This is a genomic window from Pseudomonas sp. B21-017 (genome assembly GCF_024749245.1).
Lineage (GTDB): Bacteria > Pseudomonadota > Gammaproteobacteria > Pseudomonadales > Pseudomonadaceae > Aquipseudomonas.
The window spans coordinates 976461-999761 of record NZ_CP087194.1; the positions used below are offsets into that span (position 1 = coordinate 976461).

General features: G+C 58.4%; 22 protein-coding genes, 1 tRNA gene and 2 pseudogenes. 10 read left to right on the plus strand and 15 right to left on the minus strand.

The features are described from left to right. Window positions 1-83: 83 nt before the first annotated feature. The 3 genes and pseudogenes from LOY28_RS04220 (at window position 84) to LOY28_RS04230 (ending at window position 2313) form a co-directional block, all read left to right on the plus strand. Window positions 84-971, plus strand: a complete 888-nt coding sequence (locus tag LOY28_RS04220; protein ID WP_258613127.1) for an AraC family transcriptional regulator — start codon at window positions 84-86, stop codon at window positions 969-971. Between the two features lie 258 nt (window positions 972-1229). Then, window positions 1230-1538: pseudogene (locus LOY28_RS04225) on the plus strand (LysE family translocator); the annotation flags it as partial. A gap of 151 nt (window positions 1539-1689) precedes the next feature. After that, entirely contained in the window at window positions 1690-2313 is a 624-nt protein-coding gene (locus LOY28_RS04230; protein WP_086946018.1) for a glutathione S-transferase family protein, read from the plus strand. A gap of 231 nt (window positions 2314-2544) precedes the next feature. Here the strand turns inward: LOY28_RS04230 and LOY28_RS04235 are convergent. From LOY28_RS04235 to LOY28_RS04275, 9 genes and pseudogenes are all read right to left on the minus strand, one after another. Next, window positions 2545-3767 (minus strand): IS3 family transposase gene (locus tag LOY28_RS04235; RefSeq protein WP_258612894.1). Its coding sequence is split into 2 segments (ribosomal slippage): window positions 2545-3416 and window positions 3416-3767, totalling 1224 coding nucleotides; the frame shifts between segments, so codons are not numbered across the junction. A 104-nt stretch (window positions 3768-3871) separates the two neighbouring features. Continuing rightward, window positions 3872-4972: a redox-regulated ATPase YchF gene (gene ychF, locus LOY28_RS04240; RefSeq protein WP_018929566.1), complete on the minus strand. Its 1101-nt coding sequence runs from the start codon at window positions 4970-4972 to the stop codon at window positions 3872-3874. A gap of 22 nt (window positions 4973-4994) precedes the next feature. Continuing rightward, the gene (pth, locus tag LOY28_RS04245) at window positions 4995-5579 is read right to left on the minus strand and encodes an aminoacyl-tRNA hydrolase (RefSeq protein WP_008074178.1); all 585 of its coding nucleotides are present in this window, start codon (window positions 5577-5579) and stop codon (window positions 4995-4997) included. A gap of 169 nt (window positions 5580-5748) precedes the next feature. After that, window positions 5749-6348 (minus strand): 50S ribosomal protein L25/general stress protein Ctc, encoded by a 600-nt coding sequence (locus LOY28_RS04250; protein ID WP_018929567.1) that lies wholly within the window; start codon window positions 6346-6348, stop codon window positions 5749-5751. 142 nt (window positions 6349-6490) lie between these two features. Next, entirely contained in the window at window positions 6491-7432 is a 942-nt protein-coding gene (locus LOY28_RS04255) for a ribose-phosphate pyrophosphokinase (protein ID WP_003171603.1), read from the minus strand. 46 nt (window positions 7433-7478) lie between these two features. Next, window positions 7479-7553, minus strand: a tRNA-Gln gene (locus tag LOY28_RS04260). A gap of 37 nt (window positions 7554-7590) precedes the next feature. Then, window positions 7591-8442, minus strand: a complete 852-nt coding sequence (gene ispE, locus LOY28_RS04265) for a 4-(cytidine 5'-diphospho)-2-C-methyl-D-erythritol kinase (RefSeq protein WP_258613128.1) — start codon at window positions 8440-8442, stop codon at window positions 7591-7593. A gap of 2 nt (window positions 8443-8444) precedes the next feature. Then, window positions 8445-9062: a lipoprotein insertase outer membrane protein LolB gene (gene lolB, locus LOY28_RS04270; protein ID WP_018929569.1), complete on the minus strand. Its 618-nt coding sequence runs from the start codon at window positions 9060-9062 to the stop codon at window positions 8445-8447. A 4-nt stretch (window positions 9063-9066) separates the two neighbouring features. Next, window positions 9067-10789 (minus strand): annotated as a pseudogene (locus LOY28_RS04275) (tetratricopeptide repeat protein). A 234-nt stretch (window positions 10790-11023) separates the two neighbouring features. On the opposite strand from LOY28_RS04275, the gene hemA reads away from it, so the two are divergent. From hemA to LOY28_RS04305, 6 genes are all read left to right on the plus strand, one after another. Next, window positions 11024-12313 (plus strand): glutamyl-tRNA reductase, encoded by a 1290-nt coding sequence (gene hemA / locus LOY28_RS04280; RefSeq protein WP_007939757.1) that lies wholly within the window; start codon window positions 11024-11026, stop codon window positions 12311-12313. After that, entirely contained in the window at window positions 12310-13392 is a 1083-nt protein-coding gene (gene prfA / locus LOY28_RS04285) for a peptide chain release factor 1 (RefSeq protein WP_007939759.1), read from the plus strand. Before hemA ends, prfA begins: the two co-directional genes overlap by 4 nt. Further along, a complete protein-coding gene (prmC, locus tag LOY28_RS04290) occupies window positions 13393-14223 on the plus strand; it encodes a peptide chain release factor N(5)-glutamine methyltransferase (RefSeq protein ID WP_018929573.1) in 831 nt (276 codons plus the stop codon). Continuing rightward, entirely contained in the window at window positions 14217-14972 is a 756-nt protein-coding gene (locus tag LOY28_RS04295; protein ID WP_018929574.1) for a molybdopterin-synthase adenylyltransferase MoeB, read from the plus strand. Before prmC ends, LOY28_RS04295 begins: the two co-directional genes overlap by 7 nt. Continuing rightward, window positions 14965-15756, plus strand: a complete 792-nt coding sequence (gene murI / locus LOY28_RS04300; protein WP_018929575.1) for a glutamate racemase — start codon at window positions 14965-14967, stop codon at window positions 15754-15756. The genes LOY28_RS04295 and murI overlap by 8 nt, the downstream gene beginning before the upstream one ends. 116 nt (window positions 15757-15872) lie before the next feature. Then, window positions 15873-16391: an acyloxyacyl hydrolase gene (locus tag LOY28_RS04305; protein WP_018929576.1), complete on the plus strand. Its 519-nt coding sequence runs from the start codon at window positions 15873-15875 to the stop codon at window positions 16389-16391. Between the two features lie 70 nt (window positions 16392-16461). Here the strand turns inward: LOY28_RS04305 and LOY28_RS04310 are convergent, their stop codons facing one another. The 6 genes from LOY28_RS04310 to LOY28_RS04335 form a co-directional block, all read right to left on the minus strand. Then, window positions 16462-16767 carry a YkgJ family cysteine cluster protein gene (locus LOY28_RS04310; protein WP_018929577.1) on the minus strand — a complete coding sequence of 102 codons (306 nt, stop codon included), beginning with the start codon at window positions 16765-16767 and terminating at the stop codon, window positions 16462-16464. A gap of 60 nt (window positions 16768-16827) precedes the next feature. Continuing rightward, entirely contained in the window at window positions 16828-17601 is a 774-nt protein-coding gene (locus LOY28_RS04315; protein WP_026286680.1) for an SDR family oxidoreductase, read from the minus strand. A 67-nt stretch (window positions 17602-17668) separates the two neighbouring features. Next, window positions 17669-19117, minus strand: a complete 1449-nt coding sequence (gene phrB / locus LOY28_RS04320) for a deoxyribodipyrimidine photo-lyase (RefSeq protein WP_064616182.1) — start codon at window positions 19115-19117, stop codon at window positions 17669-17671. 34 nt (window positions 19118-19151) lie between these two features. Beyond that, entirely contained in the window at window positions 19152-20093 is a 942-nt protein-coding gene (locus LOY28_RS04325; RefSeq protein ID WP_258613129.1) for a MerR family transcriptional regulator, read from the minus strand. After that, entirely contained in the window at window positions 20093-21055 is a 963-nt protein-coding gene (locus LOY28_RS04330) for a DUF523 and DUF1722 domain-containing protein (protein ID WP_018929581.1), read from the minus strand. Before LOY28_RS04330 ends, LOY28_RS04325 begins: the two co-directional genes overlap by 1 nt. A gap of 154 nt (window positions 21056-21209) precedes the next feature. Beyond that, window positions 21210-22196, minus strand: coding sequence for an NAD(P)/FAD-dependent oxidoreductase (locus LOY28_RS04335; RefSeq protein WP_018929582.1), 987 nt, complete (start codon window positions 22194-22196; stop codon window positions 21210-21212). A gap of 196 nt (window positions 22197-22392) precedes the next feature. Here LOY28_RS04335 and LOY28_RS04340 point away from each other — a divergent pair, with 196 nt between their 5' ends. Further along, window positions 22393-23295 carry a TIGR01777 family oxidoreductase gene (locus tag LOY28_RS04340; protein ID WP_026286681.1) on the plus strand — a complete coding sequence of 301 codons (903 nt, stop codon included), beginning with the start codon at window positions 22393-22395 and terminating at the stop codon, window positions 23293-23295. Window positions 23296-23301: the final 6 nt, after the last annotated feature.

Consider the following 23301-nt stretch of genomic DNA (forward strand, 5'->3'; position numbering starts at 1 on the left):
TACACGCTTGGGCAGCAGCATGTCGCGCTGCTGGATACCGTCCTGTCCAAATGGGGCGGCCAATTTGTTGAGAAGCCATAGCAATGACACTCGAAGTAGTACCGACGGCGCTTTATTCGATGCGCAACGTAAAGCCAATCCTCGCTGACGGTAGCTCGTCCATCCTCCATAAAACGCTTGAAACGAACCTGGAAAACAAGGCGATCTATATCGCCACGCCGTTGATCGTCTACATCAAGCAGGGCAAGCAGATTATTCGCGACTATGACGCCATGGCCAATGTCGTCGACGAGAATCATTTGATTTTCCTCTCCAAAGGCATTTACACGGTATCGGACTACGTCACTGGCAACGATATCTTCGAGGCGGTGCTGCTGTTTTTCGACGACAAGCTGATCGCCAAATACCTGTCGCGTGCGGCCGGCACAGGTAATTCGCATACGGACGTCCTGCAGAAAAACGTGCACGGCACTTATACCCTGCACGCCAATGAACAGATTCAGCGCTATATCGATTCGCTGAATTATGTCTACAAGGGCGCGGAGGGCTCCGACGCGCTGCTGGAATTGAAACTGCTCGAACTACTGCACCTGATCGCCATCCAGGACAAGTCCTTCCGTTTCCTGCGCGAGCTGTCCTGCGGCGGCAGCCGCAAACGCCGCCTCATCACCGACTTCATGGAGCAGTACTATTCGCACAAGCTGAAGATTGAAGATTATGCCCTGCTGACGGGACGCAGCGTGTCGACCTTTATCCGCGACTTCAGGCGCAGCTACAACACCACCCCGAACCGCTGGATCATCGAAAAAAAAGTCGACATCGCGCATCAGCTGTTGACGGCTAAAAATTATTCCGTCACCGACGCGGCTGCGGAGGTGGGATATGAAAATACCTCCCACTTCATCAAGGTCTACAAGCAACGGTACGGTGTCACGCCGAAGAAAGCCAAGACCTTCGCAGCAGAACTGTAGCGCGACAAGGCCCAAGCCCCCCGCTGCCGCGACAGGGTGTTGTTTGGCCTGTCACAACAGGCGGTTCCTGACCGAAAGCCCTCATCCATAATGCACGCGGCTGACTGCGTCAGAGTGTTTGGATGCGCTATTGGGGCAAGCCATTGCTCACGTTGAAGTCGAACGTATTCCCAGGGAGCGGATACCCAGTGCTGCGACCGCTGTATGACGTTTTGTCAGTCAATCTGTATCTAACGTTCCCCCTTTGACCACCCTACTATCGCAGCCTTGGTCTTGGCGGTTCCCTATGCGTATGACGCGCTGCGACTCGGCTGCGCGCGCTATCTGCTCTACCTTGCCTGGCAAGCGGTCAAGTCCAACACGCCGACCACGGCAGTATGCTGGTGCAATCCATCGTGCTTGGTTTTACACAGATCGTCATTAGCGTGAGCGTCAACGCGCTGATTGCCGTCATGGCTGGCGCCATCGTAGCAGGCCCGTGTGGCAGATCGTGCAACGCTGGCTGATGGGGACGGGGACGGTCCTCGCGAGCTGGCCGTGCGCATGGCCGTAGAAGGGCGGCGCTGAACCGGGCTGTTTGCGGTTGGCGCGGCGCGGTAAACCTGCGTCACCCGGATTTGAGAGCGGCCCCTGTGCATCGCGCCAGGCGCACTAGAAAAAGATCCGAGCGGGTTATCGAAAGCCCCTGACCAACCACCCTGAACGATAAGGACATGAAATGTTGCGCATATTGGGTAAGGCATCGTCGATCAATGTACGAAAGGTGCTTTGGGCATGCGCCGAGATCGAAATCCCCTTTGAGCGAGAGGATTGGGGGGCTGGTTTCAAGTCGACGCGCACGCCCAAATTCATTTCGCTGAACCCCAACGCAACGGTGCCGGTGATCCTGGACGACGACTTCGTGCTCTGGGAGTCAAACTCGATCATTCGGTATTTGGCGTCTCGCTATAACGGAGGTCATTTTTACCCGGTCCAACCGAGAGCAAGAGCGCGGGTGGACCAATGGATAGACTGGCAAGCGTCGGACCTCAACAGATCGTGGACGTATGCCTTCATGTCGTTGGTCAGGCATTCGCCTGACCATCAGGACAGCAGAGCCTTGGCAGCCGCTTGCAGCCTGTGGTCAAGGCACATGGAGATCCTGAATCGACAACTCGAATCAACAGGAGCCTACATCAGTGAAGACGGTTTTTCTCTCGCAGACATACCGATAGGCCTGTCGGTTAACCGATGGTTTGAAACACCGCTCGATCATCCAGACTTTCCTGCTGTAAGTGCCTATTACGAACGGTTGAGTCGTCGACCTGGCTACCTCCTGCATGGAAGAAACGGGACTCCGTAATAGTTCAGCATGGTGTCAGGCGGCGCCAGGGACATTTGTTCCCATTGCCTCCTCCACGGTCAACCGGCAGTTGCTGCAGTCGGCCAAGAGGGCGGTGGTCATGGCCGGCATGAACGCTGGTGTGCAGGCCGGTGGAGGCGCCGCGATCTACATGGGCTATCTGTTCTAGTCGCGCATAGCAGGTCGATATAACGTGTCTAGTCCTGAAATAGGTTTACACCTGTTTCACCCTCAAAACGCCCGATGCACCGCATCGGGCGTTTTGCATTTCAACGATAGGTGCGGACGTTTGCTGTTGTAGATGCTTATCGACTCGTCGACCATTCGAATCGCCTCGGCCAGATCTCTAGGTCGGTGAAGCAGAAACTCTGTCTTCAAGATCCCGTTTACACGCTCCGCCAAAGCGTTCTGATAACAGTCGTACCCGTCGGTCATGGAGCACCTGACTCCATGTTTGGCATGCAACTTCTGGTAGAGATCAGAGCAGTATTGCGAGCCGCGATCTGAGTGGTGCACCAGCGCCTGATCCGTTCTTCTGTTCCTTAGAGCCTTGTTCATTGCCTGTATGACCGATTCGGTGTGCAGGGTTTCATGCACGTGATGGCCGACGATTTTGCGAGAGTAGGCATCGGTCACCAAGCTCACATAGGCAACGCTTTGTTGGGTCGGCAAATAGGTGATGTCCGCCACCCAGACCTGCTCGGGGCCCGTAGCAGTCACTTGATCAGGGCCAGGTTTTAACCGATTCGGATGTCGGCGGAAGCGATGATGGCTGTCAGTGGTCTTGTGATAGGCGCGCTTGCGAGGAACCAGTTGCCGATTGTCTCGCAAGATATCGAATAGCCGATCTCGACCTACCGTTTGCGTCAGCTCAGGCTCCGCCTGCATAAGGCCATGCAGCTTACGAGTGCCCAACCGGGGCATCTGAAGACGTGTTTCCAGGACAAAACCCAGCACTTTCTGAGCATGATTGGCTTGCGCGTCATGAGCCCGGTTTCGTTTGTAGTACGCCTGCCGGGATATACCCAGAAACTGGCAAGCCCTCTGAATGCTCAGGCCTTGGACTTGCCCTTGGGTGAGGACTTGCCGGATCGCTTTTTTACGATAGAAACCCCGTAATCGTTCTTCAACACGTCAACCACCGCTTCGAAGAATTGGGCTTTCTGATTGGCAAGGGCTAGCTTTTCCTCCAGCTCCTTGATTCGCTGCTCAGGCGTCAGAGGCAAACTTTGTTCGTCCATCGGTCGGCTCCTCTGGGTGCGAATAGAGGCGCCTTGGCTCCAGTCCTGCCGCCCATGCTTGCGTAACCACACCAGCACAGTCGACCGCCCCTGAATCCCATAGCGCCGTTGAGCCTCTTTATAACTCAACTCGCCTTTTTCGACCTGATCGACGACTGCCAATTTAAAGCCCAGCGTGTAATCACGTTGGCTGCGCCTTTTTCCCGTATCCATTGGTTCCTCCTGAAGATAAGTCAGAAGGTGTAAACCTTATTCAGGACGAGACAACGCCCAAAAAAAAGCCGCGAATCAACGCGGCTTCTTCGATTCCAACAACGCTACACGTTGAAACGGAAGTGCATTACGTCGCCGTCTTTAACGATGTAGTCCTTGCCTTCCAGGCGCCATTTACCGGCTTCTTTGGTGCCGGCTTCGCCCTTGTACTGGATGAAGTCGTCGTAGGCGATGACTTCGGCGCGGATGAAGCCTTTTTCGAAGTCGGTGTGGATCACGCCGGCGGCTTGCGGTGCGGTAGCACCGACGCGGACGGTCCAGGCACGGACTTCTTCGACACCGGCGGTGAAGTAGGTCTGCAGGTGCAGCATTTCGTAGCCGGCGCGGATTACGCGGTTCAGGCCAGGCTCTTCGAGGCCGAGGGCTTCGAGGAACATGTCTTTCTCTTCGCCGTCTTCCAGTTCGGCGATCTCGGCTTCGATCTTGTTGCAGACAGGAACCACCACGGCGCCTTCTTCTTCGGCGATGGCCTTGACCACGTCCAGCAGCGGGTTGTTTTCGAAACCGTCTTCAGCGACGTTGGCGATGTACATGACTGGCTTGGTGGTCAGCAGGTGGAAACCGCGAATCACCTGCTTCTCATCGGTGCTCATGTTTTTCATCAGGCTGCGCGCAGGCTTGCCCAGGGTGAAGTGGGCGATCAGCTGCTCCAGCAGGCCTTTCTGGACCACTGCGTCCTTGTCACCGCCCTTGGCGTTACGAGCGACTTTCTGCAGTTGCTTCTCGCAGCTGTCGAGGTCGGCGAAGATCAGTTCCAGGTCGATGATTTCGATGTCGCGTTTCGGGTCGACGCTGTTGGAGACGTGAATCACGTTCTCGTCTTCGAAGCAGCGGACCACGTGGGCAATGGCATCGGTCTCGCGGATGTTGGCGAGGAACTTGTTGCCCAGGCCTTCACCTTTCGAGGCGCCGGCCACCAGGCCTGCGATGTCGACGAATTCCATGGTGGTCGGCAGGATGCGCTTGGGCTTGACGATGGCCGCCAAGGCTTCCAGGCGCGGATCCGGCATCGGCACGATACCGCTGTTGGGCTCGATGGTGCAGAAGGGGAAGTTCTCGGCCGCGATCCCGGACTTGGTCAGGGCGTTGAACAGGGTGGACTTGCCGACGTTAGGCAGGCCGACGATGCCGCAATTGAATCCCATGGTGTTTCCCCTCGGGTAAGAGTCAGGCCTTCTGGCTGTGCAGGTTTTTCATCGCGCGGTTCCATTCCCCGGCGAGGATATCCGGCAGCACGCCGAGGGCAAAGTCGATGCTGGCATCGAGTTTTTCCTGTTCGGCGCGTGGCGCACGACCCAGGACGAAGTTTGAAACCATACTGGCAACGCCCGGGTGGCCAATGCCAAGCCGCAGGCGGTGAAAGGTATTCTGATTGCCCAGTTGCGCAATGATGTCGCGCAACCCGTTATGACCGCCATGGCCGCCGCCCTGTTTGAGCTTGGCAACGCCCGGAGGCAGGTCGAGTTCGTCATGCGCCACCAGAATTTCTTCCGGCTTTATGCGAAAGAAGCCGGCAAGTGCCGCTACGGCCTGGCCGCTGCGGTTCATGTAGGTGGTGGGAATCAGTAGACGAACATCCTGACCCTGATGCGAATAGCGCCCGGTCAGGCCGAAATATTTGCGATCGGCCACAAGGTTGACACCCTGTGCCTGCGCGATGCGCTCAACAAAAAGGGCCCCTGCGTTATGCCGGGTCTGTTCGTATTCAGCGCCTGGATTTCCCAGGCCAACGATCAGTTTGATGGCAGTCACGATAGGGGCCCTTCCTTGAAGTGGTGGATAACATCGCCGCCATCAGGGAGTGCGGCGAAAGTGGACGACAAGTGCTCATTTACCATTATGTAAACTCCGCGTTCTCGCCCGCTTTCTCGCTACGCTCTAGTCCGCGATGTTTCCGGTCACTCCGGCGTACAGAGTGAAATTACTCTGCAGCGCCTTCTGCAGCTTCTGGAGCAACACGTGGAGCGTGAACGTTGGCAACAGCCAGGTCGTTACCGTGAGCCAGAGCAACAAATTCAACGCCTTTAGGAGCGCTGATGTCGGACAGGTGAATGATCGAGCCGACTTCGGCGTTAGCCAGGTCAACTTCGATGAATTCAGGCAGGTCTTTCGGCAGGCAGGACACTTCGATTTCAGCAACAACGTGCGAAATCTCGCCGCCTTTCTTCACCGGAGCAGCTTCGTTGATGAAGTGCACTGGAACGATAGCGGTCAGCTTTTGGCCAGCAACTACGCGTACGAAGTCAGCGTGCATCACGTGGCCTTTGGCCGGGTGACGCTGCAGAGCCTTGATGATTACGTTTTGCTTGGTGCCGCCAACGTTCAGCTCGATGATGTGGCTGTAAGCCGCTTCGTTTTCGAGCAGTTTGGCAACTTCTTTAGCCAGCATGCTGATGGATTCAGGGGCTTTTTCGCCACCGTAAACTACAGCTGGAACCAGGCTTGCGAGACGACGCAGGCGGCGGCTCGCACCTTTCCCCAGGTCGGAACGCACTTCAGCATTCAGAGTAAAATCGTTCATGTTGTATCTCCAAAATAACCACATTCGCCCCAGCGTTTGCGACCAGCGCTAAAGGCGATATGGGCAAAAAAGCCCCGCCCCGACATGAATGCCGGGGCGGGGCGCTTTTCGTCAACAGGATGTAATGAAAAGGGCAGGGCCCTTAACGGAACATCGCGCTGATCGATTCTTCATTGCTGATGCGGCGGACCGCCTCGGCAACTACCGGTGCGATATCCAGTTGGCGGATACGCGCACAGGCTTGTGCTGCAGCGGACAGCGGGATGGTGTTCGTCACCACCAGCTCGTCCAGCACGGAATTTTCAATGTTTTCGATCGCCCGACCCGACAGCACAGGGTGCGTGCAGTAGGCGAAAACCTTGGCAGCGCCATGCTCTTTCAAGGCCTTGGCCGCGTGACACAGAGTGCCGGCGGTATCGACCATGTCATCGACCAGAATACAGGTACGCCCTTCGACATCACCGATGATATGCATCACTTCAGAGTGATTGGCTTTCTCACGGCGTTTGTCGATGATCCCGAGATCCACGCCCAGGGATTTGGCAACAGCCCGTGCACGCACGACGCCGCCAATGTCCGGGGACACGATCATCAGGTTTTCGAAGCGCTGATCTTCAATGTCATCCACCAGTACCGGGGAGCCGTAGATGTTATCTACCGGAATATCGAAGAAACCCTGGATTTGGTCAGCATGCAGATCAACCGTGAGAACACGGTCGATGCCGACTACGGTAAGCATGTCAGCAACGACTTTCGCGCTGATAGCCACACGTGCGGAACGCGGACGGCGATCCTGACGGGCATAACCAAAGTAAGGAATAACAGCAGTGATACGAGTAGCCGAGGAGCGGCGGAAGGCATCAGCCATCACTACCAGTTCCATCAGGTTATCGTTGGTCGGAGCGCAAGTCGGCTGAATAATGAAGACATCCTTACCGCGGACGTTTTCATTGATCTCGGCTGTAATTTCGCCGTCGGAAAACTTACCGACAGAGATGTCACCGAGAGGGATATGCAGCTGACGTACGACACGCCGAGCCAGATCGGGGTTAGCGTTCCCCGTAAAGACCATCATCTTGGACACGCGCAGTACCTGAAGGCTGAGGGTAACCTGGATGAGTATAGGAAAATGGCAGGGGCGGCTGGATTCGAACCAACGCATGGCAGGATCAAAACCTGCTGCCTTACCGCTTGGCGACGCCCCTGTATCTGTTGCTACGAGTACCCAGTACCCGATTCCTTTTAGAGCAGACTTTGCAGCTTGCGATGCAACATCGAAACGTTGCTTCCTTTTGCTACAAACCCTGTAAGGGTCTCTGTAAGAAGGGCCGAGACTTTATCAGCTTCAGCTTTGCTTGGGAAGCCCCCAAACACACAACTTCCAGTTCCGGTGAGTTTTGCTTCGGTAAATTTACCTAGCAAATTCAAGGCGTTACGTACCTCTGGATAACGTCTTGCTACCACCGGTAAGCAGTCATTTCGACTGTTTCCCTTGGGAACGGGGCGCACTTTAATGGGAGGAGTGTTACGTGTCAACAGCGGATCTGAAAAAATTTCTGCTGTACTTACAGATACTTGCGGCACAAGCACCAGATACCACGGTTCCTCGGGTTCTACAGGCGTGAGTTTCTCCCCCACGCCCTCGGCGAAAGCCGCGTGGCCACGCACGAAAACCGGGACGTCGGCGCCAAGTGTCAGACCCAGCGCGGCCAGCCTGTCGTCATCCCAGCGCAGTTGCCAAAGATGATTGAGGCCCAGCAACGTGGTCGCCGCATTCGAACTGCCGCCACCGATTCCACCGCCCATGGGCAGGATTTTTTCGATCCAGATGTCGATGCCCAGCGAACAACCGGATTGCTCCTGGAGTTTTTTCGCGGCTTTGACAATCAGGTTGCTGTCGTGAGGGACGTCGGCGAATTCGGTGTGCAACCGAATCACGCCATCGTCGCGAACGGCGAAGGTGATTTCATCGCCGTAATCGAGAAACTGAAAAATCGTCTGCAACTCGTGGTAACCGTCTTCACGGCGGCCGAGGATATGCAGCATCAAGTTGAGTTTGGCGGGCGAGGGCAGAGTCAGGCGTGGGGCAGTCATCTTCACTGCCCCAGTTTGCGCGGTTGCCAGTCCTTGATCACCAGCGTGACATCAAGGTCGGTGCCGTGCAGTTTGATCCGCTCGGGCAGCCAATAGCCGTTTTGCTCGGCATAACTGAGGTACTCGACCTGCCAGCCATCCTGTTCGAGATTGGCCAGGCGGCTGTCGACGTCCAGGGTCAGACGACTTTTGCTGTCCGGGGCCGGGAGACCGCGAACCCACCACGCCAGATGGGACACCGGTAATTTCCAGCCCAGTTGCTCTTCGACCAGGGCTTCCGGAGTCGACGCGTCATAACGGCCCTGATTGGCCACTTCCAGCGAGACTTTGCCGGGGCGCCCGGTCAAGCGGGCCGCGCCGCGACCCAGCGGGCCGGAGAGGCGGATGTCGTAGTAATCCTGGCGTTGCAGCCAGAACAGGGTGCCGCTGCCCGAATCTTTTGGCGCGCGGATACCGATCTTGCCGTTGATCTGCCAGCCGTCGAGGCTGCTCAGTTGTTGTTTGTGCTCGCGCCATTGGGCCGGGTTACCGTGTCCCCCGACCGATTCACGGGCGCTGAAGCCCGCGCAACCGGCGAGCAGGGCGATGAAGCTGAAAACGATAATGTGGCGCAAAAACATAATTTTAAAGAGTCTCTGATCCGGTCAGGCGCTTGATGGTACTGCGCAGGGTAGGACTGTCGGGCTGCTCCTTGAGGAACTTGCTCCAGACTTGTTTGGCTTCGCGTTGTTTGCCATTGGCCCACAGGACTTCGCCCAGATGAGCGGCAACTTCCTGATCAGGGAAGCGCTCCAGTGCCTGGCGCAAATAGCGCTCGGCCTCATCGAGGTTGCCCAGGCGGAAATTCACCCAGCCGAGGCTGTCGAGAACGGCCGGGTCTTCCGGGTTCAACTGGTGCGCCTGTTCGATCAGGGCCTTGGCTTCGGCGTAACGCGTGGTGCGGTCGGACAGGGTGTAGCCGAGGGCATTCAACGCCATCGCATTGTCCGGGTCACGTTTGATGATCAGTCGCAGGTCTTTTTCCATCTGCGCCAGGTCATTACGTTTTTCCGCCTGCATGGCTCGGGTATACAGCAGATTCAAATCATCCGGGAATTTCTGCAGGGCTTGCTGCAAGACGTTCCAGGCCTTGTCGCCCTGTCTGTTGGCCGACAAGGTTTCGACTTCGATCAGGTACAACTGGATCGCATAATCGGGTTGCTCGTCGCGCTGGGCCGCCAGACGGCTTTGGGCTTCGGCGGTCCTGCCGTTGTTCATCAGAATATCGGCCTGACGCAATTGCGCTGGCAGGTAATCGTTGCCCGGCCTGACCTGGGCGTACTCGATCAGCGCGCCCTGGGGGTCGTTACGCTCTTCCGCGATACGCCCAAGGTTCAGATGCGCCGAGTCGACGTGGCTTTCCCTGGCGATCAAGTCTTCCAGATAACCTTTTGCCTCGTTCCAGGCCTTGGCTTCCAGGCAGACCAGAGCCAACGAATAACGCAGTTCGTCGTCTTCCGGGTATTGCTGCACCAGGCTCGAGAACTCGACCTTGGCGTCGTCCATGCGGTCCTGTTCGACCAGCGTGCGCGCGTAGGTCAGGCGCAGGCGTTTGTCGTCCGGGTATTTCTTGATGCTTTTTTGCAGTAACGGCAAGGCTTCACCGCCACGGTTGAGCCCTTGCAGCAGGCGCGCGCGCAGCAGAATCGGCGCTATTTCGCCTTCTTCCGGCGGGTTGTCTTCGAGCAGGGTCAGCGCGCCTTTGGCGTCGCCATCCTGTTGCAACAGCAAGGCCTTGCCGAAAATCAGCTGGTTGTTGTGCGGGTGGCGCTGCAACAAACGGTCAAAACCTTTCATCAGGCCGTTGCGGGTTTCCTGGTCGGTATCGGCCGCAGACAGGGCGAGGAAGTCGAAATGAGTGTCGCCTTTGCCTTGCAGGACTTTTTCCATATAAGCCATGGAGTCGTCGTAACGCCGCACGGGCGAGTTGCACGGCCGCCGCCCGTTGCGCCTCGAGATCGTTCGGGGCGTTTTTTGCCCAGATCAGCGAAGTGTCGAGGGCCGCTTGATCGGCGCCCAGGTATTCGGCAATGCGAAATGCCCGCTCGGAGATGCCCGGATCCTGGGTATTGATAGCCTGGGTCACGTAGTTGTCCAGGGCAATGTCGTAACGATTGCGCTGGCCAGCCAGTTCGGCGCTCAACAGGCTGAAGACAGTTTCTTCGCTGAACGAGCTGTAAACCTTGGGCTTTTCAGGCGCCGGAGTGCTGTCTTCGACCGGCGGCGTACCGTCCGACGAAACGGGTGCCAAGGCCTGGCAGCCGCTGAGGAAGACAAAAGCGAGGAGCAACGCGGAAGATCTATTCATATAGGAAGAGGACGACTAACCTGCGGTCGGATCATCATGACACAAGCCTTCGGCCAAACATAACCGCCCGGCCAATTTACCCGCATACGCAATCCCGGCAGGCCCGGTGCCGGTGTAAACGAGAACGGATCGCAGCTTCGGCAGCGTCAACCGGGACGATAGATATCGAGTGGTTGTTCTGGCTCTGTCGAAGTAGGACAATTGTCGGCTTCACGTCACCATCAGCGACCTTGAATGGCCTTCCTTGCACTCGGTATTAACCACAAGACTGCTTCAGTAGACGTCCGCGAGCGCGTGGCCTTTACCCCTGAGCAGCTGGTTGAGGCCTTGCAGCAGCTCTGCCGACTCACCGACAGCCGCGAAGCTGCGATCCTCTCCACCTGCAATCGCAGTGAACTGTATATAGAACAGGATCACCTTTCGGCTGACATCGTGCTGCGCTGGCTGGCCGATTATCATCATTTGAGCCTCGATGAGCTGCGTGCGAGCGCTTATGTGCATGAAGATGATGCGGCAGTTCGCCACATGATGCGGGTCGCCTCCGGGCTCGATTCGCTGGTGTTGGGTGAACCACAGATTCTCGGCCAGATGAAATCGGCCTACGCCGTGGCTCGCGAGGCGGGCACCATTGGTCCGCTACTCGGGCGTTTGTTCCAGGCCACGTTCAATGCGGCCAAACAGGTGCGAACCGACACCGCCATCGGTGAAAACCCGGTGTCCGTGGCGTTTGCCGCGGTCAGCCTGGCGAAACAGATTTTCAGTGATTTGCAACGCAGCCAGGCCTTGTTGATCGGCGCCGGCGAGACCATCACCCTGGTCGCCCGCCATCTGCATGAGCTGGGCGTGAAGCGAATCGTGGTCGCCAACCGCACCCTGGAGCGCGCAAGCACCCTGGCCGAGCAGTTTGGCGCCCATGCGGTGTTGCTCTCGGACATCCCGACAGAACTGGTGCGCAGCGACATCGTCATCAGCTCCACCGCCAGCCAGTTGCCTATTCTCGGTAAAGGCGCGGTGGAAAGCGCCTTGAAATTGCGTAAGCACAAGCCGATTTTCATGGTGGATATCGCAGTCCCTCGGGATATCGAGCCGGAAGTCGGCGAGTTGGATGACGTTTATCTGTATAGCGTCGACGATCTCCACGAAGTGGTCGCCGAAAACCTCAAGAGCCGTCAGGGCGCCGCTCAGGCGGCCGAAGAGATGGTGTCGGTCGGTGCCGAAGATTTCATGGTTCGCCTGCGCGAACTGGCGGCGGTGGATGTGCTCAAGGCTTATCGTCAACAAAGCGAGCGCCTGCGCGACGAAGAATTGCAGAAGGCCCAGCGTATGCTCGCCAACGGCAGCAGTGCCGAGGACGTGCTGGTGCAACTGGCCCGTGGGCTGACCAACAAACTCTTGCATGCCCCGAGCGTGCAATTGAAAAAGCTCTCTGCCGAAGGCCGCCTCGATGCGCTGGCCATGGCCCAGGAACTCTTTGCCCTCGGTGAGGGCTCATCGGATAGCTTTTCGGATAAGAAACCGCAATGAAAGCGTCACTGCTCAATAAGCTGGACATCCTCCAGGACCGTTTCGAGGAATTGACCGCCCTGCTTGGCGATGGCGAAGTCATTTCCGATCAGAACAAATTCCGCACCTATTCCAAGGAATACGCGGAGGTCGAGCCGATCGTCGACACCTATAAACAGCTGCTTAAAGTGCAGGGCGACCTCGAAGGCGCACAGGCACTGCTCAAGGACAGCGACCCGGACATGCGTGAAATGGCCGTGGAAGAAGTCCGCGAAGCCAAGGAACGATTGATCGAGCTCGAAGCCAGCCTGCAACGCATGCTGCTGCCCAAGGATCCGAACGACGGTCGTAACGTGTTCCTGGAAATCCGCGCGGGCACCGGTGGTGACGAGGCGGCGATTTTCTCCGGCGACCTGTTCCGCATGTATTCGCGTTACGCCGAGCGGCGTGGCTGGCGGGTAGAGATTCTCTCGGAGAACGAAGGCGAACACGGTGGCTATAAAGAAGTTATCGCCCGTGTCGAAGGCGAGAACGTCTACGGCAAACTGAAGTTCGAATCCGGTGCGCACCGTGTGCAGCGGGTTCCGGCCACTGAATCCCAAGGTCGTATCCACACCTCGGCCTGCACCGTGGCGGTATTGCCCGAGCCGGATGAGCAGGAAGCCATTGAGATCAACCCGGCGGATCTGCGGGTCGACACCTATCGCTCCTCCGGTGCCGGTGGTCAGCACGTCAACAAGACCGACTCGGCGATTCGTATCACGCACTTGCCGTCCGGTATTGTCGTCGAGTGCCAGGAAGAACGTTCCCAGCACAAGAACCGCGCCCGGGCGATGTCCTGGCTGTCGGCCAAGCTCAACGACCAGCAGACCAGTGCCGCGGCCAATGCCATCGCCAGCGAGCGTAAATTGCTGGTCGGTTCCGGTGACCGCTCCGAGCGGATCCGTACCTACAACTTCGCCCAGGGCCGGGTCACCGACCATCGGGTCAACCTGACGCTGTATTCGCTCGACGAAATTCTTGCGGGCGGCGTGGATGCGGTGATCGAACCGTTGCTGGCCGAGTACCAGGCCGATCAATTGGCAGCGATAGGTGAGTAAATGACGATCATTGCCAGCTTGCTGCGCGCCGCCGATTTGCCTGATTCGCCCACCGCGCGTCTGGATGCCGAATTGCTGTTGGCGGCGGCCTTGGGCAAGTCCCGCAGCTTTCTGCACACCTGGCCTGAGCGTATCGTCCCGAGCGAAGCGGCACTGAAGTTTGCCGAGTATTTGCAGCGCCGCCGCAGCGGTGAGCCAGTGGCCTATATTCTGGGTCAGCAAGGCTTCTGGAAGCTCGACCTGGAAGTCGCGCCCCACACGCTGATTCCGCGTCCCGACACTGAATTGCTGGTGGAAGCGGCGTTGGAACTGTTGCCGGCCACCCCAGCCAAGGTGCTCGATCTGGGCACCGGCAGTGGTGCCATCGCCTTGGCGCTGGCCAGCGAGCGTCCGGCCTGGAAGGTCACCGCCGTGGATCGCGTGCTGGAAGCCGTGGCCCTGGCCGAGCGCAATCGTCAGCGCTTGAACCTGAGCAATGCCACGGTGTTGAGCAGTCATTGGTTCAGTGCCCTGGAAGGCCAGCGTTTTCAACTGATCATCAGCAATCCGCCCTACATCGCTTCGACCGATCCGCATCTGGTAGAGGGCGACGTACGCTTTGAGCCGGCCAGTGCCTTGGTGGCGGGTGTCGATGGGCTCGACGATTTGCGTCTGATCGTCGCCCAGGCACCGGATTATCTTGAAGCGGGTGGCTGGTTGATGCTCGAACACGGTTACGATCAAGCCTGCGCAGTGTGCGATTTGCTGCTGACCCGCGGCTTTGAAGAAGTCCATAGCCGCACCGATCTGGGCGGTCACCAACGCATCAGTCTGGGGCGCTTGCCGTGCTGAATGATCAGGAGTTGCTGCGATACAGCCGGCAGATTCTGCTGCAACACGTCGACATCGACGGCCAGTTACGGCTCAAGGAAAGCCGTGTGCTGATTATCGGTCTCGGTGGCCTAGGTTCGCCGGTTGCGCTGTACCTGGCCGCGGCCGGTGTCGGTGAGTTGCATCTGGCGGACTTCGACACGGTCGACCTGACCAATCTGCAACGCCAGATCGTTCATGACACCGACAGCGTCGGCCTGAGCAAGGTCGATTCGGCGATCCGTCGCCTGACCGCGATCAATCCAGAGATTCAGCTGATCGCCCATCGCACTGCATTGGACGAGGATTCGCTGGCCGCCGCTGTTGCTGCGGTGGATCTGGTGCTGGACTGTTCCGACAATTTTTCCACCCGCGAGGCGGTCAACGCTGCGTGTGTGGCCGCGCGCAAGCCGCTGGTCAGCGGTGCGGCGATTCGTCTGGAAGGGCAATTGTCGGTGTTCGACCCGCGTCGTCCAGAGAGCCCGTGCTACCACTGTTTATACGGGCACGGCAGCGAGGCCGAGTTGACCTGCAGCGAGGCGGGCGTCGTCGGTCCTTTGGTCGGGTTGGTCGGCAGCCTCCAGGCACTGGAAGCGCTGAAACTGCTGGTGGGGTTCGGCGAGCCGCTGGTGGGGCGCCTGTTATTGATCGATGCCTTGGGCTCACGCTTCCGTGAATTGCGGGTCAAGCGTGATCCGGGCTGCAGCGTCTGCGGGTCGCGCCATGCGTGAAGCGCCGATTGCTGTGTTCGATTCCGGCGTCGGTGGACTCTCCGTGCTGGCCGAGATCCAGCAGTTGCTGCCCAACGAGTCTCTGTTGTACTTCGGCGATTGCGGGAATATTCCCTACGGCGAGAAAACCCCGGCATTCATCCGCCAGCGTTGCAGTGTCATGGCGCAGTTCTTTCAGCAGCAAGGCGCCAAGGCGCTGGTGCTGGCTTGCAACACCGCGACGGTGGCCGGCGTTGCGGACTTGCGGCGCGATTACCCCGAGTGGCCTATCGTCGGCATGGAGCCTGCGGTCAAACCGGCCGCTGCGGCGACGCGCAGCGGTGTGGTCGGCGTGCTCGCCACCACCGGTACTTTGCAGAGTGCCAAGTTTGCTGCCTTGCTCGATCGTTTCGCCACCGATGTACGGGTGATTACTCAGCCGTGCCCCGGGCTGGTGGAGCTGATTGAAAATGGCGATCTGCACAGCGAGACATTGCGTCAGTTGCTGCAAGGGTATGTCGAGCCGCTGCTGGCTGCAGGTGCAGATACGATCATTCTGGGCTGTACCCATTATCCCTTTTTAAAGCCACTGCTAAGGCAGATGCTCCCGCAAAGCATCAGCTTGATCGATACGGGTGCCGCTGTGGCGCGGCAGCTCCAGCGTCTGCTGGCCGAGCGTGAATTGCTGGCCGAGGGGCCTGCTCGCCCCGCACAGTTCTGGTCGAGTGCGGACCCAGAACATTTCAGAAATATCTTGCCGATCCTGTGGAATATGTCTGGGGTTGTGCGAAGCTTCGAAAAGTAGAGACGCGTAGCAAACGAATAATTGGGGTGAGCTTCTGATTAAACGGTGACTTCTATAGCTTTGTTTGTTTTGCAGCATAAAAATCATACTAAATTGTTCGGAAAAGGATGTTTCTAATGAAGCGACTATTCTGTTTGGCCGCGATTGCGACCGCATTGATGGGGCACAGTTTTACCGCGCAGGCGGCAGGGGTGGAGTTCGGGGTCGGCCAGACCAGCGATTCGACCATGACCTACCGACTGGGCATGCAGTTCGATTGGGACAAGAGCTGGTTGCAGAGTGATGTTGGCCGCTTGACCGGCTACTGGAGCGGCGCTTACACCTACTGGGAAGGCGACAAAACGGCGAGCAATCACAGTTTGTCGTTCTCGCCGGTACTGGTGTACGAGTTTGCCGGTCAGACCATCAAGCCCTACGTCGAAGCGGGTATCGGTATCGCGGTGTTTGCCAACACCGAATACGAAGATAACAAGCTCGGCAGTGCCTTTCAGTTCGAAGACCGTTTCGGGTTTGGTCTGCGCTTTGCCGGCGGACATGAAGTCGGGATTCGCGCCACCCACTACTCCAATGCCGGGATCAGTAATCCGAACGACGGTGTAGAAAGCTACGCATTGCATTACACGATGCCGTTGTAAGCCTGCAGTGTTTTAGATGTGGGAGCTACCTGTGGCGGGGGCTCTCACATGGCATCGGGTGACTGCGATCTCACCGATACGCCGTCGCAATCCCCTGGCGTTCGGTGATGCATTCCGGTGCGCCCATTTCGAACTCCCGGCAGATCAGCGGACGCTTTTCATAGATGGTGCACATCATGCTGTTGCGATCCAGTGCGGCGCACCAGCCGTCATCCAGTCGCAGCATGACTTCACCACCCCAATCATCGGTATCGATAAAACGTTCGGGCACGCCGGTGTCAGTGATCAGCATCACTTCAAGCTGGCAGCAGCAGGCTGCGCAGGTCGAGCAGGTGACCGCAGGCTCGGCGACTTGCGTGTGGGGAATGGTTTTCATGGCGCGCAGTGTAAGGCAGTGGGCCCATGCTGTGTAAAAGGCCTGACAGACGCTCAGGCTTCACGGCAGATCCTCGATCGGCGGCTTGTTTCGCGCTTGTTCGTCGATTGCCAGTCCCGCCCGGTCGGGTTGTTGCGGCAGGGGCCAAAGAACAGGCATGAGCAGCTCCGGCAAGGAGCATTCCAGTGGACGATTCTTGATCATGTCGAGGAGGTATCGCGCGGCTTGGCCTGCCGACCAGTCGAGATGTATCGGGGCGCCGTCGTTCAGAGGCGTATCGATAAGCCCTGGGCTGACCACGGTCATTTCGATGTTTTCCGGCGTCATGTCGATGCGCAATGATTCGAATAGATGACGCAACCCGGCCTTTGAATCGCCATAGGATTCGGCCCACGGCAGGGGTAACCAGGTCACCGAACTGGCAATGCCCACCAGATGCGGCGCAGTGCCCGCCTGCAGCAAAGGCCGGGCGGCTGCGATGCAATAACTGCTGGCAAGCAAGTTGGTACGCATGATGTGCTCGATGATTGACGAATCGAGCTGATTGGCGTCGACGTATTCGCAGGTGCCTGCGTTAAGGATCATGGTGTCCAGAGAGCCCCATTCCTGCGCAATCTGCTCACCGATTTCGCGCACCCTTTGGCTGTTGGTCAAATCGCCCGCGACCACCAGCACTTGACCGGGATAGCGCTCAGACAGGGATATCAGTGATGCCACCGAGCGGGAGCTGGCCGCCAGATGAGCCCCGGTTTTCAGTATTTCTTCAGCCAGCACAGCACCAATACCGTTGCTGGCGCCGGTCAACCAGTATCGCCTTGGAGGTGTACGACTCATCCCAATCCCCTTATTTACCCAATATTTCCCTGGCTCAATTCCGTGTTCATGACGCAACGCTGCAGCATCAATTTAATGACGGTGGCGATAAACCCTGTCGTGATGGCAGGTTTTTGAACGCGGCCAGGGCCCGTTCACGGGAAGTGCTCAGATTGACGATAGGTGACGGATAGCCCCTCACGCCGAACAATCCGCCGAGATTGGCCAGATTGTGCAGGTCTTTATTGTTCATTTCGTTGAGCTCCGGCAACCAGTGCTTGATGAACACCCCTTGTGCATCGAACTTTTCCGACTGGCTCAGCGGGTTGAAAATCCGGAAGTAGGGCGCCGAATCAGTGCCGGTGGACGAACTCCACTGCCAGCCACCATTGTTCGCCGCCAGGTCGCCATCAATCAGGTGCCGCATGAAGAAGCGCTCGCCCTCACGCCAGTCGATCAACAGGTTCTTGGTCAGGAACATCGCCACCACCATGCGCAGACGGTTGTGCATCCAGCCGGTTTCCAGCAATTGGCGCATGGCGGCATCGATGATCGGCAGGCCAGTGCGGCCTTGCTGCCAGGCCTTGAGTTCTTGCGGGGCGTCACGCCAGACCAGGGCTTCGGTTTCCGGCCGGAAGGCGCGGTGCCGGGATACACGGGGGTAGCCCACCAATATGTGTTTGTAGAACTCGCGCCACAGCAGCTCGTTGATCCAGGTGATGGCGCCGACCTTGCCGCTTTCGAACTCGCCCTGATTGCTTCGCAACGCGGCGTGCAGGCACTGACGAGGGGAAATCACCCCGGCGGTGAGATAGGCCGAGAGCTGGCTGGTGCCGGGCTTTGCCGGGAAGTCGCGTTCGCTGTGGTAATAGTCGATCTGGGCGTCGACAAAGGTGTCGAGGCGGCGCCGGGCTTCGGTTTCACCGGCTGGCCAGAGGGCACGCAAGCTGTCGTTGGGAGAATCGAAACCCTCGACACGGGAGGGCGGTTCGTCGCTGCTGATATCCAATGGAGCCTGAAGGGCGGGTGCAGCGACCAATCCGGGCAATGAAGCGTGCAGGCGTTCGTAGCAGACCTTGCGAAACTGGCTGAAGACCTGGAAGTAGGTTCCGGTTCTGGTGAGCACGGTGCCTGGCTTGAACAGCAGCTGATCGAGGTGGCTGTAAAAGTCGATGCCCCGGGCTTTCAGCGCTTGGGCCACCGCCGCATCACGGCGGGTCTCATGAATGCCGTATTCCTCGTTGACGTGCACCGCGTCGATCTTCAGCTGCTGGCACAGTTCGAGCAGAACCTTGGGCGCTTCATCCCAGCGGGACGCCTGGCGAATCAGTAGCGGGATGTTCAGGGCGTCCAGCGCGCGTCGTAATTCGGCGAGGTTGCGCAACCAGAAGTCCACTTTGCACGGCGCGTCGTCGTGCGCAAGCCACTGCTGCGGGCTCGGCAAATACACCGCCACACACGGGCCACGGGCTGCGGCGGCCGAGAGGGCGGTGTTGTCGTGTAGACGCAGGTCGCTGCGCAGCCAGATCAATTGCATGGTCGTATCCGTACGATTCATCAAAAAAGCGCCATTAAATGAGCCCGCGCTGTATCAGGTCCAGATGGGCCGATAACGGGTTATCGGCCAGGATCAAATCAGCAATGGCGGTGTTTTTTGCGGACAAATCGGCGTGGTGGATGCACACCGTTGGTCCGGCGATCATTTTTGGGCAACTGACGCCATTCAAAAGTTTCGACAATTTTGCAAGATTCATGGCTTTGCTGGAATACAGCAGGACGCCGCGGGCTTGCAGGTGATCGACCGCCAGCGTCAGTTCGCCGGCCGGGAGTGGCCAGTCGAAAACTTCCACCGGGCAATCGGTGCTGCTGATCAGCCAGGCGGTGAGCCATAGATGAGGTTCCAGAGGCAGGTCCGATTGATTGATCAGCAACAGCGGCGCGGTACGTAACTGGCGGTTGTTGTGGTAAATCCTCGCGCCGAATTTGCTGCGCAACCAGGAATAGACAAACACCCGCTCCATCTGCGCGCCGAACTGGCCTTGCCAGCGTTGTTCCAGTTCCGCCAGCCACGGCATCAACAGGTGTTCACACAAGGTGCGTGGCGGATACAGCGCCATCGCCTGGTTCACGGTGTCATCGAGGGTGCGTTCGGCCAGTTGGGTAACGGCTTGTAGCAGTGTCTGGCGCAACACCAGCCAATCGTTTCCGACGGGCTCGGCAAGTACCTGAGGCGTGTCGAGCAGTTGCTTGACCTGACCGACCGCCACGCCGCGATTGAGCCAGGTGAGGATCGTCAGGATGCGTTGAACGTGTTCGGCACAGAACAGCCGATGCCCCTTGGGAGTACGCTGAGGCACGATCAGCCCATAGCGCCGTTCCCAGGCGCGCAAGGTGACAGCGTTGACCCCGGTCTGCCGGGCCACTTCACGGATGGGCAGCCAGCCTGCGTCCAGGGCCTTTTTGAAGTCGGTGCCGAGGTCTTCGCTGGCGCTGGTGTCCGGTGGGGTTTTCATTAGATTGCGTTTCGCAGGCTGAGGTTTTCCGGGTGCGGTTGCAGGTAAACCTGTTGCGCAATGTATGGATCCGGGTGCTGGCGAAAGTAGTGTTTGAGCAACGTCAGCGGTACCACCAGCGGCACGATGCCGTGACGATACTGGCTGATCACATGCTGCACTTCCTGTTTGTCTTCAGTGCTGATGGCCTGTTTGAGATAGCCGCTGAGGTGTTGCAGGACGTTGGTGTGGGTGCGGCGCGTGGCGCATTTTTTCAAGGCCGCCATCAGCTCGCTGAAATAGCGCGGGCCGATGACTTCAGGGGCGGTCCGGCCCATGTTGCCGAGCAGGTTTCCCAGGGTTTTGTATTGCACCGGGTTGTGGGCCATTAACAGGTATTTGTAGCGCGAGTGAAAATCCGTTAGGCCGCGCCGGGTCAGGCCGGTTTGCAGCAACTGCTGCCAGGCGCTGTAGGCGAATACGCGGGTAAGGAAGTTTTCCCGCAGCACCGGATCGTTGAGCCGGCCTTCTTCCTCCACCGGCAAATCGGGATGCAGCGCGCAGAAGGTCCGGGCGTAAATGCCACGGCTACCGCCGTCCACCGGCGCGCCGTTGGCGTGGTAGACCTTGACCCGCTCCAGACCGCACGAAGGGGATTTCTGCATGAAGATATAGCCGCAGATGTCGCCCAGTTCCAAAGCCATTTTCCGAGCATATTCGGCCAGCGGCCGGGTGACGTTGTTTTCAGGGTTGACCGTGCCGACCGCCTGCGGATGTTCAGGGTTGCCGACCAGGCGGATCGGTTCGCGAGGGATACCCAGGCCGATGGCAACTTCCGGGCACACCGGGACGAAATCGAAATAATCGGAAAGGATGTGGCTGCACAGCCGTGACGTCTTGTGCCCGCCGTTGTAGCGCACCTCGGCCCCCATCAGGCAGGCGCTGATGGCGATTTTGGGTGGGGTCGTTGATTGTGCAGGCATCGGGGCACCTCGAATCCAGACCTGTACGGATTGTTAAATCTGTACAACATTCGTTCAGCATAGATTCAAAGGTGTACAAGTCAATTTTTTTGTATAGGTTTTTTCAGGGCTGCTGTCCGTGTCGACAGCAGCAATGTGCTCGAATCGAGGCGGTTCACTGCAGGTGTTCGTGCAGACGGCGGGCCGCTTCCTGGCCACTGAGCCAAGCGCCTTCGACACGGCCGGACAGGCACCAGTCACCGCATACATACAAGCCCAGATCAGCATCAGCCAGGGCACCCCACTCATGGCTGCTGGCCGGACGGGCGTAAAGCCAGCGGTGAGCGAGGCTGAAAGTCGGTGCAGGCATGGCGTCGTGCAGCAGTTCGGCAAAGGCACCATGCAATTGCTCGATCACCGCTTCCTTGGACAGATCGATATGCTGCCGGCTCCAGGCGCTGGTGGCGTGCAGCACCCACGTGTCGAGGGTGTTGTCGCGTCCCGGTTTGCTACGGTTGCGCGCCAGCCAGTCGAGGGGGCTGTCCTGCACGAAGCAGCCTTCGATCGGGGTATCCAATGGTGTGTCGAAAGCCAGGGCGACCGCCCAGGTCGGCTCCATTTTTACCCCGGCGGCGGCCCCGGCGAGTTTCGGCGCGGAGGGCAGCAGCGCGGTCGCCTGAGGGGCTGGCGTGGCAATCACCACATGACTGAACGGCCCGTGGGTGAAGCCTTCGGCGTCTTGCAGATGCCAGTGCTCTTCACCGCGATAGACCTCGGTGATCCGGCAGCTGAACTGCACTTCCAGGTCACCGAGCAGGGCACGGGTGATGGCGCTCATGCGCGGCGTGCCGACCCAGCGTGTCTGTTCGTCCGGCGAGGGGCTGAGTTGGCCGCCGTGGTAGGTATAGAGCTGCGGTGTCCACACGGCGACCCAACCGTTGGCTTGCCAGCGCTGGACTTCGGTAACGAAGCGACGGTCGCGGGCAGTGAAATATTGCGCGCCCATGTCCAGAGCACCCGCATCGCTGCGCTTGCTTGACATGCGTCCGCCACTGCCGCGGCTTTTATCGAACAGATGAACGACATGCCCGGCCTCCGTAAGGGCCTGGGCGGCTGAGAGTCCGGCGATGCCGGTGCCGATGATTGCGATAGGTACAGTCATAGGGGCCTCGTTTGCCTTTCTGTACAGACTACGCCGTGGTTCAAACCTGTACAATATTGTTTTTTGGTATAACTTTTAGCGTTCTCGTTCTGAGAGCTTGGCCTATTGTTAAACACAGAACCTGCCCGATACCAAAGATCCCTGCTTATAAAAATAGACTAGTGATCCGGGTAAAACGCCACGCGAGGAAGATGTCATGCACATATTGCTGACCGGCGGTACTGGTTTGATAGGACGTCAGCTCTGCCGACACTGGTTGAGTCAGGGACATCACCTCACGGTCTGGAGTCGCACGCCCGCTAAAGTCGCCAAAATCTGCGGCACTCAGGTACGGGGAATCGCACGGCTTGAGGATTTTGGGCCAGAACCGGTGGATGCAATTGTCAACCTTGCGGGGGCGCCGATCGCCGATCGGCTCTGGACCCACAAACGCAAAGCGCTGTTGTGGAGCAGCCGGATCACCCTGACCGAAACCCTGTTGGCCTGGCTCGAAAGTCGTGAGCAGAAACCGCAGGTGCTGATCTCCGGCTCAGCGATTGGTTGGTACGGCGACGGCGGCGAGCGGGAGTTGACCGAGCAATCGCCACCGGTCATCGATGATTTCGCCAGCCAGTTGTGCATCGCCTGGGAAGAAACCGCGCAACGTGCCGACGCCTTGGGCATCCGCGTGGTTCTCATCCGCACCGGGTTGGTGTTGTCCGCCGAGGGCGGCTTTTTGTCGCGGCTGTTGTTGCCGTTCAAACTGGGGCTGGGCGGGCCGATCGGCAGCGGTCGGCAGTGGATGTCGTGGATTCATATCGAAGATCAAATCGCCCTGATTGATTTTCTTCTGCATCGCAATGGGGCCAGCGGTCCCTATAATGCCTGCGCGCCCAAGCCGGTGCGCAATCGCGAATTCGCTAAAACGTTGGGTGACGTGTTGCATCGTCCCGCGTTCATGCCGATGCCGACTCTCGTCTTGAAGGTCGGACTGGGCGAGTTGTCATTGTTGTTGCTGGGGGGGCAGAAGGCGATGCCGGCTCGCTTGCTGGAAGCGGGTTTCACTTTCCGGTTCACTGATTTGCGCGCGGCATTGGACGATCTGTCCGGCCGCCTCTGAAATAGG